Source organism: Lactiplantibacillus sp. 3062, assembly GCF_055413545.1.
In genome coordinates, this window is sequence record NZ_JBVAYE010000009.1 from 100,469 (window position 1) to 118,070 (window position 17,602).

The following is a 17,602-nucleotide window of genomic DNA, read 5'->3' on the forward strand; positions in this document are numbered from 1 at the left end:
GCGTAGCAAATGTATTTCTTTATTACGAGCAAAATTGATTCGACGCCATCAGCTATTGAGTTAGCCATGATTCAGCGTCAAAAATTATTCACAAAGCACCGGGTACCTGCGTTGATCGTGACCCGTAACTTTGTACGCGATTTACATCATAATATGCAACTCATTGGGTATGATGATGAGTTCCAGGTCAATATGTATGATTATTTTCAAGGCACTACGAATTACGAAGGCGAACCGTTAACTGCGGCCAATTATCCACGGGTGACGGGTGAAACGCTGGAACGGGTCAGCGCTAATGAATTTGACGTCATTCAACGGGAACAACGGCAAAAAGCACTAATGTTAAATGCGCAGGGGAATATTGATTACGTCGATATTCTCAATCCACAGGGCGCGGTCAGCCGTCGAGACTATTATGATACGCGGGGCTTCTTAACGGTGGCCCAGTACTTTGATGACAAGCAGAATATTGTGTTAGAGCAACACTGTAATTTACAACAACAGCCTGTCTTAGAGACGTTTTTCCGGCCAAATGAGAAGCAACAACCAGTTGCCACTCATCAACGGCTGTTAAACTATCACGGGCATAATTACGAATTTGAGGACTGGGATCAGCTGACTGCCTTTTTCTTAGACGCGTTAAATACTGAGTATGGCGGTCACGGAACCATGATCGTGGATCGTAGTGATGCTGGAATGAATCCGATTGTTAAAATGTCCACAGCAGCGCGCAAGTATGAGTTCTTACACAGTAATTTCACGCTGGACCCACTTGACGTTGTGAACTCACCAATTGTGCCGTACACTCAAATCGGGTTAGATCACGCCAGTCAAATGGCTGGTTTGATCATGTCCACGCAAGAAGAGTGTGATGATATGACGAACCACATTCATAATGTGATTCCAACTTTAGCGATTCCAGTTGGTAGTGTAAGTGACGAACAATTAGCAGCTCGTCCGGTTGACTTTAAGGATCGGATTGAGGGCAAGGTGATTGCCGTTGCTCGCTTATCGGCAGAGAAAAATTTGGAACAATTGATTAAGGCGGTCGCCTATGTTCATGAAAAACAGTCGAATGTGACCTTAGATATTTATGGTTATGGTGATTCATGGACTGGATTTAAAGAAGAAAATCGGTTGCGAGCCTTGGTCAGTTCGCAACGTTGGCAGTCATTTATCACGTTTAAGGGCTTTGAGCGCGATTTGACACCGGTCTATAACCAAGCACAACTGATGGTCCTTACTAGCCAATATGAGGGCTTTAACTTAGGTATTTTAGAAGGGTTAAGTCATGGCGTTCCGGTGGTTGCCTATGACATTAAGTATGGTCCGGCAACGATGATTACGGATGGTGAAAATGGGCGATTGATCACCCCCAATAATTTAGTTGAATTGGGCAAGGTGATTTTAACGCTCTTACAACACCCTAAACAGTTGGCGAAGATGAGTGAACGGGCATATGGCAACAGTAGCCGTTTTTCTGAGGCTATGATTTGGCAACGGTGGAATGATCATGTCATTCAGCCTGATATTCAAGCAATGAGGGGAGTTACAACCAATGGAAACGCATATCACGTCATCGGCTAAACAACCACATGCCAAGTATGGGACCCGTGATTTATTGAGATTGATCATGACCCATGCTCACCCGAAGAAGGGACTCTTTGTGATTGGAATCCTGTTGTCGTTTGTCGCAACGATTTGTAGTCTTGGCATTACGTTGATGTTGAAGGAGTTTATCGACGCCTTTAACCATGGTACTTCGGGTCAACTGTTGCTTCGGTTAGGCGCTGTGATTGTCGTGCAGCTATTTGCAAGTGTTGCGTCGAGTTTTCTACTTAGTTATACGGGGGTCGACGCCGTTTCGACGTTGCGGAGCGCGTTATGGCAACATATCGTGGACTTGCCGATTCCGTATTTTGACCATAACCGGACGGGGGAACTGTCTAGTCGGGTAGTTAACGATACATCGACGATTTTTGAATTGATTTCAAGTCAGTTTTCGAATGCCATTAATGGGATCATCTCAATTGTGGGTTCCTTGACGTTAATGTTGTTATTAAACTTCCGCTTAACGATTATTATTTTAATTGTGGTTCCATTGATGGCCGTGATCATTGTGCCAATGGGTCAAGTGTTAGCGCGGATCTCCAAAGCGATTCAAAAAGAAACGGCCAACTTAAATAGTGCAGCAGTACAAATGATTGGTCAAAATCGGTTAGTGAAAGCAATGGTTGCTGAAAAGGCACTGAAAAAACAGGGAAAAGATCAAGTTGATCGGATCAAAGGCTTCAGTGTCCGTCAAATCAAGCTGATCTCGGTGCTTAATCCAGTGCTAAACATCATGTTACTGGCCGCAATTTTCATTATCATTGTTTATGGTGGGATCTTGGTACAAACGAACGCGTTGACAATTGGAAGTTTAGTAGCTTTCTTAATGTATGCCGTTCAAATGATTTCACCACTGAGTAGCGTAACTGGCTTAGTGACTGCCTTGCAACAAACGGTCGGGGCAACTGAGCGAATCGACAACATTTTAGATAGTCCGGAAGAAGATAAGCGGTTGTCAGGCGAAACGCTGTCAACAATCGATACGGTCGACTTTGATCACGTCGATTTTGGCTACGAAAGTGATAAACCGGTGCTTAAGGACATTGATTTGACAATTCATCGCGGTGAGCGGATTGCCTTGATTGGTGAGAGTGGTAGCGGGAAAACGACCTTAGTTTCGCTCTTAGAGGCTTACTATACGCCAACTCGTGGTGAGCTGGACGTGAATGGCGAGACAATGGCCAGTTATACGATTCCCTCGATTCGTAATCAGATCGGCTACGTGAGTCAAGAAGTAGACTTGATGCCCGGGACGATTCGCGATAATCTCCTGTTAGGTTCGACGGAACCGGTCTCTGATGAACAATTGAGTGCGTTGTTGACACAAGTCGGCTTAGCGGACTGGCTAGCTGAACTGTCAGCTGGTCTTGATACGGACGTCGGTGAACGGGGCTTGAATGTTTCTGGTGGACAGCGGCAACGTTTGGCCATCGTCCGGGCACTCGTCCGCCACCCGTCGTTATTGATTTTAGACGAAGCGACGGCTAGTCTTGATAATCAGAACCAAGAACGGGTGACCCAGCTCTTGGCGACGTTACCAGCTGACCTGACGACTATTACGATTGTCCATCGGTTAAACCAGATCGAAGCTTATCCGCGAATTCTCTTCATGGAGGATGGTCAGATTACGGGTGATGGCAATCATGAGTCCTTATTAGCAACCCATGAACGTTATCGTGACTTTTATCGGCTGCAGTATCAACACGGTTAAAAAGGCCTTAGTGAAATATTGTTTGATTATTAAAATTAGTAAGTGGTTATTGCTGAGTGTTGGCAATAGCCACTTTTTTGATCCCAAAATATGTATTCAACTGGATAACGTGGGTTAAGGCATGAAATAAAACCGCCGTAAAAAATATAAAAAGTATTAATAATTTTAATAATAAGTCGAAAAAAGCGATATTTATAATTATTTTTTAGGGAATAAATTTCCCGATGGTATGGTTCATAATTCGGAAAAAAAGAGGGGATGTCGCAGCAAGCAACTACGCTGAAATGCTGATATTATCAGGGGTTTAAACGCTTTCTGCTGGCATAGTTAACTGGTGATAAATATAAATAATATTGATATTGGACACAAATTTTGACCGTTAATGAAACGCGTAAGTTGTCCATAGTATACACATTTACTGATTGAATATGATACTGCCCTGTATTTATTCAAATATTAGTAATTTTATTGACGATTGTGGGGCGAATTAGTTAATATTTAAATCGTAAACGAGGTTACTTGTTTCACGTTCGCATTAGTAATCAATATTAGTTATTTAACAGACTAAATTAAATTAATGATTATTGAGCTGCTAATTTGTGAACAATTTGTAAATTTTCTAAGGAGGATATTAACATGAGTTTCTTCAGTGATTTACATCTCTTACCAGGGACCCACACATCATCACATACTAGTTATGTCAGCAACCAACCACTTGGTACTTTCTATCAGTTTGTGTTGAACGTGATTGCCGCAATCAAAGGTTAAGCGTTGCTAGAGACGGGTGTTAGGGAATTCAATGATTAATTAGTTGAATTTTCTAACTGTTTAATCAAGTTTGTCGGAATTTAATTTGTTTTCCAAACTCTCAAGTCTTGCCATACAAGTGGCTAGGCTTGGGGATTTAACCATTAACTAACTTAAAAGGAGGAGTTATTCATGAGTTTCTTTACTGATTTGCACTTCTTACCGGGAACCCACACGTCATCATACACATCAAGTGTTTCAAATGACATCTTCGGTGGCTTCCACAGCTTCATCTTAAACTTGATTCCTGCAATCAAGAGTTTGTTCAGCAAATAATCATAGTTAATTTTATAGGAGGATTTCAACATGAGTTTCTTTAACGATTTCCACGTATTACCAGGTACGCATACGTCATCATACACATCAAGTGTTTCAAACGATATCTTCGGTGGTTTCCACAGCTTCGTCTTGAACTTGATTGCTGCATTCAAAAAGTAATTTAGTCAAACAATCATAGGAGGATTTACATTATGAGTTTCTTTAACGATTTCCACGTATTACCAGGTACACATACGTCATCATACACATCAAGTGTTTCAAACGATATCTTTGGTGGCTTCCACAGCTTCGTCTTGAACTTGATCGCTGCATTCAAAAAGTAATTTAGTCAAACAATTATAGGAGGATTTACATTATGAGTTTCTTTAACGATTTCCACGTATTACCAGGTACGCATACGTCATCATACACATCAAGTGTTTCAAACGACATCTTCGGTGGTTTCCATAGCTTCGTCTTGAACTTGATTGCTGCATTCAAAAAGTAATTTAGTCAAACAATCATAGGAGGATTTACATTATGAGTTTCTTTAACGATTTCCATGTATTACCAGGTACACATACGTCATCATACACATCAAGTGTTTCAAATGATATCTTTGGTGGCTTGCACAGCTTCATCTTGAACGTTATTAAAGCGATCAAGGGATAATCTATTTCGATAAACTAATTAATTAATATATTAATTAATGTCTTGATATTATTTAGATAATGAGGGAGGATATACATTATGAGTTTCTTTTCAGATTTACACTTTTTACCAGGTACGCATACTTCATCACACACCAGCTACGTTAGCAACCAACCACTTGGTACTTTCTACCAATTCGTATTGAACGTAATTGCTGCATTCAAAGGCTAATTAATTAACAATTAAAGGGGATTAATCTCATGAGTTTTTTCAATGATTTTCATATTTTACCAGGTACACACACATCATCATATACATCAAGTGTTTCCAACGACATCTTTGGTGGATTACACAGTTTTATCTTAAACGTAATTGCCGCATTCAAGGGCTAATTCGTTAAATATAACTGAAATGCCAACAAAATCGTTATGGTGTTATTAAGCACGACACGATAAGCACGACTAAGATGATGGGCTGGCAAGCGATTTGTCGCCCATCATTTTACATAAATGCAGAAAATCGTGGGTGCTCGGGGAGGATTCCATATGTCAAAAGATAATCAAAAAATGACCGGTGATTCGGTTTATCGGGTAAAGATGTATAAAGATGGCAAGCGTTGGGTTTATGCCGGCGCAACCACGTTAGCTTTGGCTGCAGGTTTAGTATTTGCCAACGTTAATGCTTCTGCTGATACTGCTGCTAGCTCAGACGCAACCACGGAACAAGTTTCTAGTGCTGCCAGCTCTGCTGCAACTAGTTCAACGGCGACTTCATCAGCTGCTACGGATGCCAGTTCTGCATCTTCAACTGCATCTTCAACTGCAACTTCAACGTCAAGTACGGCTAGCTCAACTGCTACTACTTCAAGTAGTGCTGCCAGCTCGACTGCTTCTTCAGCTGCTACGTCAACAACGAGTGCGGCTAGTTCTTCAGCTGCAACTGTCAGTGCGACTACACCAGCAAGCAGTGATGCGACATCGACTTCAACGGCAACTGTTGCAGCAACGGCTGCTAAGGCATCAGTTGCAACACCAGCTTCTGCTGCAGCAACGGCAACCACAACTGCTACGACCACGGCTGCGACTACAGCCCCAACAGTAACGGCACCAGCTTCTGAAGCTGCTAATCAAACTGCTGCTGGCTCAGTTGACGCTGGAACATTGACGAGTGCTACTCAGTCGGGTGGTTCGGGCAACTTACAAGACCAAGCACAATACATTCAGGAAAATGTTGATGGCACGAACATCAAAGTTACTGCCGGGCATACGTACGCAGTTGCCATCCGGTTAACCAAGAGCCAAGCGCTTGATTGGGCTAATGCTTCTGGTCAAGTTTCAATTGCGCCAAATGGTTCCAACAGTAATGGCACTTGGACTGCCGTTGAATACGCAACTGAATCCGGTAAGGAATACAGTTACGCAGCTGGTGCTTCAACTGCCACTGTGGACATCACGAAGCTAACTGATGCTGATAGTTATGTCACTGTTCTCTATACTTTCAAAGCTAACGACGACGCGACGACGGGTAGCCGGGCTGCATATTTGGAATTTACAGGGACTACCTCAGTTAATAAGTTATCAACTAATACTAACAACACTGATGCCAATCAGCAGATTGAGGCTTGGAGCTATGCAACCCAAGTAATGGATACTTCTGTTGCCGCTGGTACGGTCGTTGTCCATTACGTTGATGAAAACGGCAATAAGATTGCGGATGACACGACTGTTCAAGGCGATGTTGACAATACTTACACCGTTACACCTGCTACTTTCAGTAATTACACGTTAGATACGACTAAGTCCAGTGCTTTGACTGGAACAGTTGCCGCTGACACCACTGATTCTGATGGTAATGTGACGGCTGCTGGTACTGAATTGACGTTAGTCTACTCACAAAATACCGAAGCTTCAAACTTGACTGTTAACTACGTTGATGCTGATGGCAATACGATCTTACCTTCTAAGACTTATACAGAAGGTGCTGATGGTACTGCAGCTGAAGTTGGCGGTGCTTACAGTGTAAATGCCGCTTCGATTGACGGTTATACCTTAACGGGTGATGCAACCCAAACTGGGACTTTTGTTTCTGGTGGTAACACGGTTACCTTCACTTATACGAAGGATGCAGCCCCAGTTGAACAATCAACGGTTACGGTAAACTACGTTGATGCTGATGGTAACACGATCAAGGCCGCTACGACCCAAACTTTGGATAACGGTTCAACTTATACGGTTGAAACGCCAACGATTGCTGGTTACACTTACAAGTCAGCTGATGCCGCTTTGACTGGTACGGTTGATGGCAATAAGACGATTACCTTAACTTACACCAAGAATGCCACCCCAGTTGAACAATCAACGGTTACGGTAAACTACGTTGATGCTGATGGTAACACGATCAAGGCCGCTACGACCCAAACTTTGGATAACGGCTCAACTTATACGGTTGAAACGCCAACGATCGATGGTTACACTTACAAGTCAGCTGATGCCGCTTTGACTGGTACGGTTGATGGTAATAAGACGATTACCTTAACTTACACCAAGGATTCAACGACACCAGTTGAAAACAAAGCTAACTTGACGATTAATTATGTTGATGCTGATGGTAACACTATCAAAGCATCCAACGTAACTGAATATATTGTTGGTCAAGCTTACACTGTTGGTCAACCAGAAATTGCTGGTTACAGTTACAACCACTCAACTGGTGATGCTATTGCCGGGACAATTGGTTATAACGGTAACACCGTGACCTTAGTATATACGAAGAATGGTGGTACTACTACGGCACCAACTACGGCGCCAACAGTAGCGCCAACCACAGCACCAACAGTAGCTCCTACTACGGCACCGACTACGGCGCCAACAGTAGCACCAACCACAGCACCAACCACGGCACCAACGGTAGCACCTACGACTGCACCTGGCACTGGTGACAACGTCAACGGTGGCGGTACTGGTACAACTACAACTGCTCCTGTTACGACGCCAAGTGACGATACTGTTGATAATGGTAATGGTTCATCAAACAACGGTTCATCAACGACGACTTCAACGGCACCAGCAACCACGGTTTCTGATGATGAAGTAACGCCAACGACGACGGCTACTACTAACAATGGGACTAGTGGGGTTGTTCCTGCATCAGCCTCATTGAAGCCAGTAGTTACGACTAAGACGACGACTTCAGACGCAAAGACGTTACCACAAACGGATGAAGACGAAAACGGGACTGCCTTGGCTGTCTTGGGTCTTTCAACCTTATTGATGGGTTCAGCGCTATACTTTGGCGTTTCTCGTCGGAAGCATGAAGCATAATAATTAGAATAGCTTGATTATTTGCTGAACGGATAGAAAGGTCAGCGATGACCTTTCTACTCTTTGAGCAAACAATCAAGTTTATGGAGGAGTTGCATTATGAAGATGTTCAATAAAAAGCGCAGAGATAAGAATGAGGATTACCGTAATCATTCTGAGCGTGCAACGGCGACTTCAACCGTTGCTGCTCAAAAGCCAAAACCAAAGGCGACTCAAAGTAGTACGACCCCCAATGTGCGGTCATCTGCTGGTGTCCGGCCAACTAGTAGCAGCGTGACTGCTTCAACTAGTGCCCCAGTTAAGGGCCAAAACCGGGTCAACCAACGGCGTGCTACCCAAACAGCAGCCAAAAACAGTGTGGCCATTGAACGCGAAATGGCTGACTTAAACAAGCAATACCAAACTTTACGTGGGGAGCTTAAGGTCCAATTAGTTCAGGATCGTAAGCACGAAAAGCAACAGTATGAAACTTTAGTTGCCGAACAGTTAAACTTAGAACAACAGTTAAAGGACGCTAAGGTTACTCTGTCTAAACAGGACAAAGTCGTTAACACGAACGATAGCGAACGGCAGGGAATGGTCAAGACCATCAATGCTGCTCAAAAACGTTATGATGATGCTAAGAAAGCTCTTGCTAAGAGCGATCAAACCATCAAATCGTTGGAAAAGAAGATTACGCAGTCTGAACAATCATTAGCTGATTTGAAGCAAAATGAAGCTGATATGCGTAAAGCAATTCAGGGCGAACAGGATCTTAAGAAGTTATTCGTGTTGATGAAGCAACAGGAGAAGCAAGCACAGGATCTGTATCAAAAGAGTGACGCAATCAACAGTGAACTCGTGAAACTCCAGAAGCGTGAACAGACTGAAACCCGTGAACGTTCGCGGAAGGAACACGCGATTACGAGTGCGGAAAAAGACTTACATACCGCTCAAGATGCGTTAGTTGCTTATGATCGTAAGAAGAAGAGTGCTCAAGACGAACAAGAACGTTCACTCAACTTGATTAATCAGAAAATCAATCGATTACAACATGATTATGATCAAAATGCCACGATTGTTAAGGGGCTCCAACAAAAGATTGAAAGCATTGATGCCAAGTTAAAATCGGATTACGGGACGACTCACTTAGTATCGCCCGTCGAATTTGACCAGTCTGCAAAGTACTTCTTGTTCAGCACCGATCTGATTCAATCATTGTCTGGTGATGAAAAGGCTTCGATGGAAATGATCATGGGCTTATTGAAGAGTGAAGTTAAGGATAAAGCTAATGTTATTACGGTTAACTATAATGACAGCTTGCCAGAAATTTGGAACAGTTACCAATCAGCTGGCTTAGTTGATAAACGAACTGGCTTGTACAACATGTACTACACGATTCAGGCAAAGGTACCGGGTGCCGTTGCGAAGACTAAACCAGAATTACCTGATAATCCTGCATGGCAATATAAGCGCAATGCTGATAAGCAGATTGTGTCAATTGCCGATGACGGCGGTAACCCAATTATGACATTGAAGTACCGTAAGAATGGTGCCATTTGGTACATGACTTACTTCAATGGGTCATTAGCAACTCGTCGGGATGTGTACGATGCTGCCGGGTTCTTGTCAGTCACTCAGTACCTTGACCGGACGAATAACTCACAAGTGACACTAGAAAACTTCTATCGTCCAGACCACTCTTTAGCAATGGTCAAGCAATATGGTAGTAACCACGAATTATCAATTCAATTAGTGAACAAGGAAGAAGCCATCACGAATGTCTTCCATTCTGAAGCACAATTATTGAACTGGTGGTTGGCATCAGTCTTACAACAACAAAACAGTGTGTTGGTTATGGGAGTTAACGCCCCATTGTTCGACCAATGCTTACAAGCAACGAATGATAATTTCCATCTCTTACCAATCGTCTCTGCTGATGATTTGGATAATCAACACGTCCAAGATATTATCAACGGAAAGAGTAAGTTGTCGAGCTTAGTTGTAACGGATCGTGATGTTCAGACTGCGATTGAGAAACAAATGACACGTGATCTTGAAATCACCGTTATGCCAGCTGCAGAAGTCCGTGCGTAATCACGGGGTTGTTGATGATGCCTTGAACGTGACGCATGAATGGGGTTTTAAATAATGATGAAGACTAATACTAAGAAGGCCAAGTACGACGATGCGGAATTGTTCGAAAAAGTCTTAGTGGGCATGTCATGGCTTGAAAGCCATCTTCGCGAGATTATTCAAACGATGGTGACTGATGCGGACGTGTCATTCGAACAGTTCTTGATTCTCTACTATCTTGACCATAGCACTGATCACCGGATTACGGTGAAAGAGCTAGCCGCTGACCGCCACGTCTCTTCTTCAGCGATTTCAAGGAAACTGACCTACTTGATCAACAATGACTTGATTGTGTTGAACATCGATCCTTATGATCGTCGGTACCGTTATCTAACGTTAACCGCCAAAGGTGAGAAGTTAGCACGGGTCATTGAAAAAGTTAACGAAGAACGCCTTGGCAAGTTCCTCGACGAATTTGGCCGGATTCGAACCTCTGAATTAACTGATGAGCTTCGGATGGTCAGCAAAGTTTTAGTGGATACCAAGGAAATTAAAGGCTAGTAAAAAAGAGTCATTCAACTTGTATAAGCTGAATGACTCTTTTTAGTGTTAAATATTGATCGCTAATGAGAACAAGATAAAACCACCAAGTAACATGGCAAGAATCGCCACGACCACCCACAACACTTGACGGACGTTGTGCCGCACGCGTCGCTCAACATGGCTCTTTGATTGGAGATGCTCATGTTGGGCATTAAATAGCGAAGCATTCGTGTCTTTGACCCAATCAGCACCATGCTGACCATAGTAGGGGTTGGTGTTATGATTGAGCGAGTGGGGGACCCGGCCATTTGATTTGGTTAACGGTTGATAGCGCCGCATCGTAATCCTCTTTTCAACGGTTGTTTAGTTTTTCTGGGCCTTATAAGGAACGGCATAGTTCTTAGGGGCGTCGCTAGCTTTTGCATACTTCCAGTGCCCAGACATCTTCTTTTCGAGTGGGGCATCATCTTTGATGCAAGTAAAGCGAGAGCCAACTTCATTTTCGATAATGAAGATCCGGTTAAACTCGTGCCGCGTCTGAACAATGTGACAATCATTGTGATCGATACCAAAAACATCTTTGTATACCAACAACATTATCTCCTTTGGATTGAATTTAAAATAGTGACAATTTTACAAGGCTTCACAGACAGTCTACACTATCTATTATAAACCCCTAATCAAGTCCGTAAACCGTTTTGAGTGAAAAAAGATAAAATTGCACTGGCAAGGGTGTGACAATTCATAAAAAGCCACGCAGGTAAATTTGATCTTACCTGCGTGGCTTTATCCGTACTTCTGATTGGGTATACTGGGAACGACCCCCATATCACCAAAAATGCTTGTATACCAGCTATTATGAGGCGTTCAGGCCATTAAGAAATTGAGTTGGCTGTCCTTTTGGCTGACTACCATATAAATTAACCCTATTTTCTGCTAGAACTGGAAATGTTTTTTTTAACGTGGTCCACGTGGTCCGGTGGTCCAAATGTTGACATATCAACGTTTTAAAGACCCCCTGACGTGGTCCATATGGTGGTCCAACGTGGTCCACTTGGTAAAATGCGTCAAATTCAGCAGTCTAAATATTAAAAATTAAGGTAATTAGCCAGTTTTTCGGTGGCTTCATTTTTTTGCTTGGCAGTAACTGCGGTGTAAATATCTAAAGTTGTGCGATAGCTTGAATGCCCTAACTGGTCTTGTACTGACTTGATGGAAGCATGTGCTTCAAATGCAAGCGTCGCATAAGTGTGGCGGAATGCGTGAACCGTAACATGCTTCAAGTCATATTTAGTTAGAGTATGCTCAAGCCATTTACGTGGCTTAGATGGTTGAAACATCTCGTTATTTTCATTAGCAAACACATAGTGGTTACCTTGGTTGATGTTAAAGCCGAAACGTAGTAGCCATTCTTTTTGATCAACTTGCCAGTGTTGCAATATTTTGATCGTAGTGGGATCTAAATACACTGTCCGATTGCTACGCGCTGTCTTGGGCGCTTGTACTAGCAGACGGGCACCATCACCACGGGATTGTGTTTTATTAACCCGTATAGTGTGGTTGCTAAAATCAATGTCAGACCATTCTAAGCAAAGCATTTCAGATTTTCTCATACCAGTAAAGGCCGCTAAACGAAAGAATACACTGGCTTGCGGTGTATTGTCATCATCATTCAGACACTCAAAGAAGTGTTGTAATTCAGCCTTATCAAAATAATTTTCTAAATTTTTGCGTGAACGATCGTTTTTATTCACTGGTACAATAACACGCTTAGCCGGATTTTCACTGATTAAGTCAATGTTGATGGCATAATCAAGCACCTTGGCAACGTAGTTCATTAGAGTATGATACTTTACTAAGCCGGTATTAAACCACTGGTTAATGGCTTTTTGACAGTCCTTAATGGATATTTTAGCAATCCTGTAATCACTAAATATTGGTAAAATATGAAGCCGGAACAGCCGTTGAGTAGTTACCCAAGTGCTTTCCTTAACCGTTTGTTTATATTGTGTGAACCACAGCTGGTAAATATCTTTAAAAATTGTATTATCGTTTTTAGTCGGTAGTCCATGATTGTAAATATCAAGTTCAAGTCTTGATAATACAATCTGGGCTTCTTTTTTTGTCTTGAATCCACGGCGTCGGGTATTTTTCTTTTTTCCCGTTAGTGGATCAACGCCTAAATAAACTTGAAACTGATAACGGGTATTCCCGTCCTTGTCCTGATACTTCTTGATTGTTGCCATTTATAATTTCCTCCATAACGTACCGTGCGGGGGCAGTGTTATGTATGAAATTAGAATGGTAATTCGCCAAAATCATCAACGTTTAATAGATCAGACTTGAAGTCCGTGTCTAATATTAGATTTTTTGGCGATAATGAGAATGAGACATCTTCGTATGCTAATCTTTCGTTTAAGGATTCACTTATAGCTTGGGCTAAATTATTTTTCAATTGATCCCACACAATCGAACGAAAACCGGGCGTAATTTTTTTGTGCCAAAAATCTGCAAAGCCGGCACTTTCATTCTCGTCTCTTGTTAAAAGAATAGGAATATCAGTGCCAACAGATCCGTTACCATTAGAGCCCAAATATCCAAAAATTTTGCTTTTGGTACTGACGTTATTTACTTTGATATAGATATCAAATTTGATGTCTTCATCCCTTAAATGAACTGTATCTCGAGTCACGTCTGTGAAGAGAGCTTCGTTTTTAGTGATTGTAATGTCAAAATCAATATTGAATGGAAGATATTCAAAAAAATCTGTTGGTTCAATATGCAAAAATTGGCACAAAGTATCTACTGTTTCAAGCTGTATCATTTTACCAGTATTTGATGCAGTAGCTGTAATTGTGTTTCGGGATAAATTCGGTAGCTGTGCAGCTACTCGACTAATTTTTAAGTCTCTTTCAGCCAACAATTCAGCTAATCTATTTCTAATCATTTATAAACCTCCCTCATCTAAATTACCAATATTATAACCATTATTACTATAAAAATCAAAAAATGACAACAAAAGTTGTCTTTTTTAGTTGACACTCATCATGATTGTCTATATACTGGTTTTTGTTAACAAATGACAAGTATTGTTGTCAAAAAAACAAAAAAGGAATGAGCGCTCATGAAAGATGATAACAAACGATACTTAACTATTTCTCAAGCCATGCATTATTTCAATATTAAATCACGTAATACCTTGAAGAAAAATTTCATTGCCAAGGGCTTACCAGTTGTAATTATCAATGGTACTAAACGCATTGATCAAGTGGACGCAGACAAGTTCATGGAGGCACATAAAGTTTAATTGCACCGTGCGGGGGCAGAATAATTTTAAGGAGGTGATTTCATGATAGCAACAGTAATCTTATGGGCAATCAAGTTTATGATTGTGTCGTTTGTCGGCAACGTGGTGGTTAAGTTAATCAAGAACCCACGTCGGTATTTTGGAATGTGAGGTCAGTCGCATGGGAAAGCATACAAAAAAGACCTACTTTACTTTGGCGAGTAGTAGGTCAGAAAGAAATAATCAAAAATATGCTTTCCCTTATTTTAACACGAATAAGGAGAATGGAAAATGACAAATAGTGAATTAGTGGAACAAGCTAAGAATTTATCAGCGGCACGTGACAATCTGCAAATGGCAATTGATTACTTAGATATGGTATCTGCGTCAGTTAATAGTGGGGACACATGGGCTGGACAATTATTTTTCTCAGACCACCGCGCTGGAAACGTTGTTGAAAACATGCAAAATGTTGCTGATTCGATTATGGCAGTTAGCAATGACATTTGTCCCGAAGATTAGGCGGTGATGAACAATGAAAGATTTCGCAACGCTTGATAAAGCCATTGAGCTGGCCCAGCGAGGCTATGCGGTTTACCCATTGATTGAGAATACGAAGAAGCCACCTAAAGGGGTGGCCGGCTACCAAGCCGCAACTAGTGACCAGAACACCATCTTTGCATGGTTCAAAAAGCACCCGACTTACAACTTAGGATTGCGCCTAGATTTATCGGATTTATTGGTTGTTGATATTGATATGCACGAGCCAACTAAAAATGGTCGGACTAGCTTGGTACAACTATCCAAACAAGGATTGACATTACCAAGTGACACCTATATTGAACAGACAGCTAACGGTGGCGTACATTACTTTTTGAAATACGCGGGTGCTAAGGTTCGAAAAATTGACGTTTGGCCAGGGATTGACTTGCTAAGTGATTTCACGGTGATTGCACCAAGTGAAATTAACGGCAAAATGTATGAACCTTTAGACGGTCGAACCTTAGCTGATATTAAGCCGGCTCCTCAATGGTTAGTCGATAAGTTGGCGGGCCAAAAAGTGAACTGGACGTCAGAACACGCCTATACCACACGCCAAAAGAAGTATACCGGTCGCTTGTTAGATGAAATGGTAACCGGAACAACCCAAGGTAATCGTAATGCTTGGTTAACTAAAATTGCCGGTCGTATGTTTGGCGTCGGTGCTGCTCCCAAGACAGTCTATAACATGCTGTCAGTGATCAATGATTCGTTCGTGGATCCGGCACTACCAAGCAAGGAAGTTAATGTTATTTTTCAATCCATTTTAAAACGAGAGAGTAAGGGGGTTCATTAATGGGCAAAGCAATGGATTTACCAGCAGAGACCCGAGAAGCGGCCAACAATGTTATCAAAATGCAACGTGACGCTGATTGGCAGAACGATTTCAAAAAGAATTCGGACGATGGAATTAAAACACAGTCTCTTTACAATATCCGCTTAATTATGGAACATGACGAAATGTTGAAAGGGCTAGTTGTCTTTGACGAGTTCTCGGAACAAATTGTCAAAACACCACAAGCAGAAAATTCACTGTTCAAAAAAGGTTTTTGGAATGATAGTGATGACACGTTATTGAGAAGTTATATTGAGGATCATTACAACTTGTTATTCAGCAAGGAGAACATTACCGACGCAGTAGTTACAGAGGCACGCCGCAAGACAATCAATCCGGTTAAGGCTCGTATTGAAGCGGTAGAATGGGACGGCCAGCCACGTGCTGAACGTTATTTCATTGATTACTTAGGTGCCGAAGATAATCATTACACCCGCACCATCACTAAGAAATGGCTAACTGGTCTTATTGCCCGGGCCTATGTTCCCGGCGTTAAGTTTGAAATTGTTCCTATCTTAGAGGGAAGCCAAGGACTTGGCAAGAGTACGGCTGGTAAGAATCTATACCCGGATAAATTCAATGATTCGTTGAAAGGCATGGGTAAGCAGAAAGACGATTATCAACAGTTGCAAGGTAGTTGGATTATTGAAGTTGCCGAGCTTTCCGCCATGAAGAAAACGGACATTGAGGGAATTAAAAATTTTATTAGTGCACAAACCGACACATATCGGAATAGTTACGGCCGCTATGCGTTACCACACCCACGTAAATGCGTATTTATTGGCACAACTAACCAAACCGACTATTTAAAGGACGCGACCGGTGAACGGCGCTTCTATCCAATTAAATGTGGGGTCAACAAGGCCAAATTAGATGTATGGCACCCGGACGAGAATTACATGCTTCAAGTATTGGCGGAAGCCATGTACTGGTTTAGGAATGGTGAACTGCTATATCTGGATCAGGCCACTATGAAAGAGGCTAAGGCGTATCAGATGGCTGCGGAAGCTGTCGACCCTATGCGAGATGCCATCGAAGCGTTTTTAGCAATGGAAGTTCCCACAGATTGGGGAAATATGAGTACCGGCTTAAAATAAAGCTATGTCAGTGACTACGGCCATCAATCTAAGTGGCTACAAGATCAAGTTAGTAATGAACGGAAACTACTCAATCAAACAACAACTCGGGAAATTATGGAAGTTGTCTTCCATAAAACAGTTGATCGTTATTTAACCGGGCGAACAAACTCGGAAGCTAAGCGAATCAAGTTATTAATGGACAATATGGACGGTTGGAAAAGTCAACGAATTAGAATGAATGGCCAACGTCTACATGGGTATATGCGCGAAGTTTAATCAGAAATTTACCAAGTGGACCACGTTGGACCACCATATGGACCACGTCAAGGGGTCTTTAAAACGTTGATATATCAACGTTTGGACCACGGGACCACGTGGACCACGTTAAAAAAAACATTTCCAGTTCTAGGAGGAAACACGTATGAAATGGCAAGAAATGCAATTATTGAGGGACACAAAATATAGCAGTTCAGAAAATCTCAAAAAATTTGAAGACGTATTTAAGTTTGATAAATGTGCCGTGTATGAACGCCCACATAGTCTCGAAAAATTACTAGCTGGTGAGCGTTCATACAATGCGGGTAAGAAGTATGATACACCACCTTACCTTGGGGAGTGGTTAGATCATGCCGAATTACAAAAGGTAAGTGGGACTACACGCGTTGTTGCAATTGCTCATGATTATGGGCCGGCCGATAGCGTTCATAGCAAAATAGCGGAGCACGTCTTGTCGCTTGATTTAGTGGGCGTGATCTTTGATAGCAAAGTAGATTGGTATTATCCCGGCCAGTCTTCACTAGTAATGATTATGAGCAAGGAAACATATAACTACTATTACTATGACCTGTTGGCAAATCATCATGTTGTTGATGTAGTTAAGAAGCAATATTTTAGAGAATAAAAGGA

At 42.0% G+C, this 17,602-nt stretch carries 20 protein-coding genes and 1 pseudogene; 17 read left to right on the forward strand and 4 right to left on the reverse strand.

Going from position 1 to position 17,602, the window contains the following annotated elements:
* Positions 1-9 precede the first annotated feature (9 nt).
* The 12 genes from ACWQAU_RS11940 (at position 10) to ACWQAU_RS11995 (ending at position 10,974) form a co-directional block, all read left to right on the forward strand.
* Positions 10-1,587, forward strand: coding sequence for a glycosyltransferase (locus ACWQAU_RS11940; RefSeq protein WP_003642762.1), 1,578 nt, complete (start codon positions 10-12; stop codon positions 1,585-1,587).
* Entirely contained in the window at positions 1,559-3,322 is a 1,764-nt protein-coding gene (locus ACWQAU_RS11945; protein WP_003642763.1) for an ABC transporter ATP-binding protein, read from the forward strand. Before ACWQAU_RS11940 ends, ACWQAU_RS11945 begins: the two co-directional genes overlap by 29 nt.
* Positions 3,323-3,958: 636 nt before the next feature.
* Positions 3,959-4,090, forward strand: coding sequence for a hypothetical protein (locus tag ACWQAU_RS11950; protein ID WP_003642764.1), 132 nt, complete (start codon positions 3,959-3,961; stop codon positions 4,088-4,090).
* Positions 4,091-4,261: 171 nt separating this feature from the next.
* Positions 4,262-4,405: a hypothetical protein gene (locus tag ACWQAU_RS11955; protein WP_003639252.1), complete on the forward strand. Its 144-nt coding sequence runs from the start codon at positions 4,262-4,264 to the stop codon at positions 4,403-4,405.
* Between the two features lie 30 nt (positions 4,406-4,435).
* Positions 4,436-4,567 (forward strand): hypothetical protein, encoded by a 132-nt coding sequence (locus ACWQAU_RS11960; protein WP_011101806.1) that lies wholly within the window; start codon positions 4,436-4,438, stop codon positions 4,565-4,567.
* Between the two features lie 32 nt (positions 4,568-4,599).
* On the forward strand, positions 4,600-4,731 hold the full coding sequence (locus tag ACWQAU_RS11965) for a hypothetical protein (RefSeq protein WP_011101806.1): 132 nt from the start codon (positions 4,600-4,602) through the stop codon (positions 4,729-4,731).
* Positions 4,732-4,763: 32 nt separating this feature from the next.
* Entirely contained in the window at positions 4,764-4,895 is a 132-nt protein-coding gene (locus ACWQAU_RS11970) for a hypothetical protein (RefSeq protein WP_011101806.1), read from the forward strand.
* A gap of 32 nt (positions 4,896-4,927) precedes the next feature.
* Positions 4,928-5,059 carry a hypothetical protein gene (locus tag ACWQAU_RS11975; protein WP_003642766.1) on the forward strand — a complete coding sequence of 44 codons (132 nt, stop codon included), beginning with the start codon at positions 4,928-4,930 and terminating at the stop codon, positions 5,057-5,059.
* Positions 5,060-5,137: 78 nt separating this feature from the next.
* Positions 5,138-5,269, forward strand: coding sequence for a hypothetical protein (locus ACWQAU_RS11980; protein WP_003642767.1), 132 nt, complete (start codon positions 5,138-5,140; stop codon positions 5,267-5,269).
* Positions 5,270-5,583: 314 nt separating this feature from the next.
* Positions 5,584-8,358, forward strand: coding sequence for a MucBP domain-containing protein (locus ACWQAU_RS11985; protein WP_027821883.1), 2,775 nt, complete (start codon positions 5,584-5,586; stop codon positions 8,356-8,358).
* A 99-nt stretch (positions 8,359-8,457) separates the two neighbouring features.
* On the forward strand, positions 8,458-10,434 hold the full coding sequence (locus ACWQAU_RS11990) for a coiled-coil domain-containing protein (RefSeq protein ID WP_003642770.1): 1,977 nt from the start codon (positions 8,458-8,460) through the stop codon (positions 10,432-10,434).
* A 54-nt stretch (positions 10,435-10,488) separates the two neighbouring features.
* Positions 10,489-10,974, forward strand: coding sequence for a MarR family winged helix-turn-helix transcriptional regulator (locus ACWQAU_RS11995; protein WP_003642771.1), 486 nt, complete (start codon positions 10,489-10,491; stop codon positions 10,972-10,974).
* A 48-nt stretch (positions 10,975-11,022) separates the two neighbouring features.
* Here the strand turns inward: ACWQAU_RS11995 and ACWQAU_RS12000 are convergent, their stop codons facing one another.
* The 4 genes from ACWQAU_RS12000 to ACWQAU_RS12015 form a co-directional block, all read right to left on the reverse strand.
* Complete coding sequence (locus ACWQAU_RS12000) at positions 11,023-11,295, reverse strand: hypothetical protein (RefSeq protein ID WP_003642772.1); 273 nt, start codon at positions 11,293-11,295, stop codon at positions 11,023-11,025.
* A 24-nt stretch (positions 11,296-11,319) separates the two neighbouring features.
* Positions 11,320-11,553 (reverse strand): hypothetical protein, encoded by a 234-nt coding sequence (locus ACWQAU_RS12005; protein WP_003642773.1) that lies wholly within the window; start codon positions 11,551-11,553, stop codon positions 11,320-11,322.
* A gap of 491 nt (positions 11,554-12,044) precedes the next feature.
* Positions 12,045-13,202 carry a site-specific integrase gene (locus ACWQAU_RS12010; RefSeq protein WP_027821884.1) on the reverse strand — a complete coding sequence of 386 codons (1,158 nt, stop codon included), beginning with the start codon at positions 13,200-13,202 and terminating at the stop codon, positions 12,045-12,047.
* 50 nt (positions 13,203-13,252) lie between these two features.
* Complete coding sequence (locus tag ACWQAU_RS12015) at positions 13,253-13,903, reverse strand: helix-turn-helix domain-containing protein (RefSeq protein ID WP_050482352.1); 651 nt, start codon at positions 13,901-13,903, stop codon at positions 13,253-13,255.
* Positions 13,904-14,080: 177 nt separating this feature from the next.
* Between ACWQAU_RS12015 and ACWQAU_RS12020 the strand changes: the two genes are divergently transcribed.
* From ACWQAU_RS12020 to ACWQAU_RS12040, 5 genes and pseudogenes are all read left to right on the forward strand, one after another.
* Complete coding sequence (locus ACWQAU_RS12020) at positions 14,081-14,263, forward strand: MerR family transcriptional regulator (protein WP_027821885.1); 183 nt, start codon at positions 14,081-14,083, stop codon at positions 14,261-14,263.
* 270 nt (positions 14,264-14,533) lie between these two features.
* Positions 14,534-14,764: a hypothetical protein gene (locus ACWQAU_RS12025; RefSeq protein ID WP_021357488.1), complete on the forward strand. Its 231-nt coding sequence runs from the start codon at positions 14,534-14,536 to the stop codon at positions 14,762-14,764.
* A gap of 13 nt (positions 14,765-14,777) precedes the next feature.
* On the forward strand, positions 14,778-15,578 hold the full coding sequence (locus ACWQAU_RS12030; RefSeq protein ID WP_027821886.1) for a bifunctional DNA primase/polymerase: 801 nt from the start codon (positions 14,778-14,780) through the stop codon (positions 15,576-15,578).
* Positions 15,578-16,972 (forward strand): annotated as a pseudogene (locus ACWQAU_RS12035) (virulence-associated E family protein). The gene ACWQAU_RS12030 and the pseudogene ACWQAU_RS12035 overlap by 1 nt, the downstream one beginning before the upstream one ends.
* A gap of 145 nt (positions 16,973-17,117) precedes the next feature.
* The gene (locus ACWQAU_RS12040) at positions 17,118-17,597 is read left to right on the forward strand and encodes a hypothetical protein (RefSeq protein WP_027821888.1); all 480 of its coding nucleotides are present in this window, start codon (positions 17,118-17,120) and stop codon (positions 17,595-17,597) included.
* The last annotated feature ends 5 nt before the right edge of the window (positions 17,598-17,602 follow it).

Excerpts from the sequence above, each read along its gene's own strand:
- ACWQAU_RS11985 (WP_027821883.1), top strand. The coding sequence starts at position 5,584 with ATGTCAAAAGATAATCAAAAAATGACCGGTGATTCGGTTTATCGGGTA.
- ACWQAU_RS11960 (WP_011101806.1), top strand. The coding sequence starts at position 4,436 with ATGAGTTTCTTTAACGATTTCCACGTATTACCAGGTACGCATACGTCA.
- ACWQAU_RS11980 (WP_003642767.1), top strand. The coding sequence starts at position 5,138 with ATGAGTTTCTTTTCAGATTTACACTTTTTACCAGGTACGCATACTTCA.
- ACWQAU_RS12025 (WP_021357488.1), top strand. The coding sequence starts at position 14,534 with ATGACAAATAGTGAATTAGTGGAACAAGCTAAGAATTTATCAGCGGCA.
- ACWQAU_RS12010 (WP_027821884.1), bottom strand. The coding sequence starts at position 13,202 with ATGGCAACAATCAAGAAGTATCAGGACAAGGACGGGAATACCCGTTAT.
- ACWQAU_RS12020 (WP_027821885.1), top strand. The coding sequence starts at position 14,081 with ATGAAAGATGATAACAAACGATACTTAACTATTTCTCAAGCCATGCAT.
- ACWQAU_RS12040 (WP_027821888.1), top strand. The coding sequence starts at position 17,118 with ATGAAATGGCAAGAAATGCAATTATTGAGGGACACAAAATATAGCAGT.
- ACWQAU_RS11975 (WP_003642766.1), top strand. The coding sequence starts at position 4,928 with ATGAGTTTCTTTAACGATTTCCATGTATTACCAGGTACACATACGTCA.
- ACWQAU_RS11940 (WP_003642762.1), top strand. The coding sequence starts at position 10 with ATGTATTTCTTTATTACGAGCAAAATTGATTCGACGCCATCAGCTATT.
- ACWQAU_RS11965 (WP_011101806.1), top strand. The coding sequence starts at position 4,600 with ATGAGTTTCTTTAACGATTTCCACGTATTACCAGGTACACATACGTCA.
- ACWQAU_RS12005 (WP_003642773.1), bottom strand. The coding sequence starts at position 11,553 with ATGTTGTTGGTATACAAAGATGTTTTTGGTATCGATCACAATGATTGT.
- ACWQAU_RS11970 (WP_011101806.1), top strand. The coding sequence starts at position 4,764 with ATGAGTTTCTTTAACGATTTCCACGTATTACCAGGTACGCATACGTCA.
- ACWQAU_RS11945 (WP_003642763.1), top strand. The coding sequence starts at position 1,559 with ATGGAAACGCATATCACGTCATCGGCTAAACAACCACATGCCAAGTAT.
- ACWQAU_RS11955 (WP_003639252.1), top strand. The coding sequence starts at position 4,262 with ATGAGTTTCTTTACTGATTTGCACTTCTTACCGGGAACCCACACGTCA.
- ACWQAU_RS12000 (WP_003642772.1), bottom strand. The coding sequence starts at position 11,295 with ATGCGGCGCTATCAACCGTTAACCAAATCAAATGGCCGGGTCCCCCAC.
- ACWQAU_RS11950 (WP_003642764.1), top strand. The coding sequence starts at position 3,959 with ATGAGTTTCTTCAGTGATTTACATCTCTTACCAGGGACCCACACATCA.
- ACWQAU_RS12015 (WP_050482352.1), bottom strand. The coding sequence starts at position 13,903 with ATGATTAGAAATAGATTAGCTGAATTGTTGGCTGAAAGAGACTTAAAA.
- ACWQAU_RS11995 (WP_003642771.1), top strand. The coding sequence starts at position 10,489 with ATGATGAAGACTAATACTAAGAAGGCCAAGTACGACGATGCGGAATTG.
- ACWQAU_RS12030 (WP_027821886.1), top strand. The coding sequence starts at position 14,778 with ATGAAAGATTTCGCAACGCTTGATAAAGCCATTGAGCTGGCCCAGCGA.
- ACWQAU_RS11990 (WP_003642770.1), top strand. The coding sequence starts at position 8,458 with ATGAAGATGTTCAATAAAAAGCGCAGAGATAAGAATGAGGATTACCGT.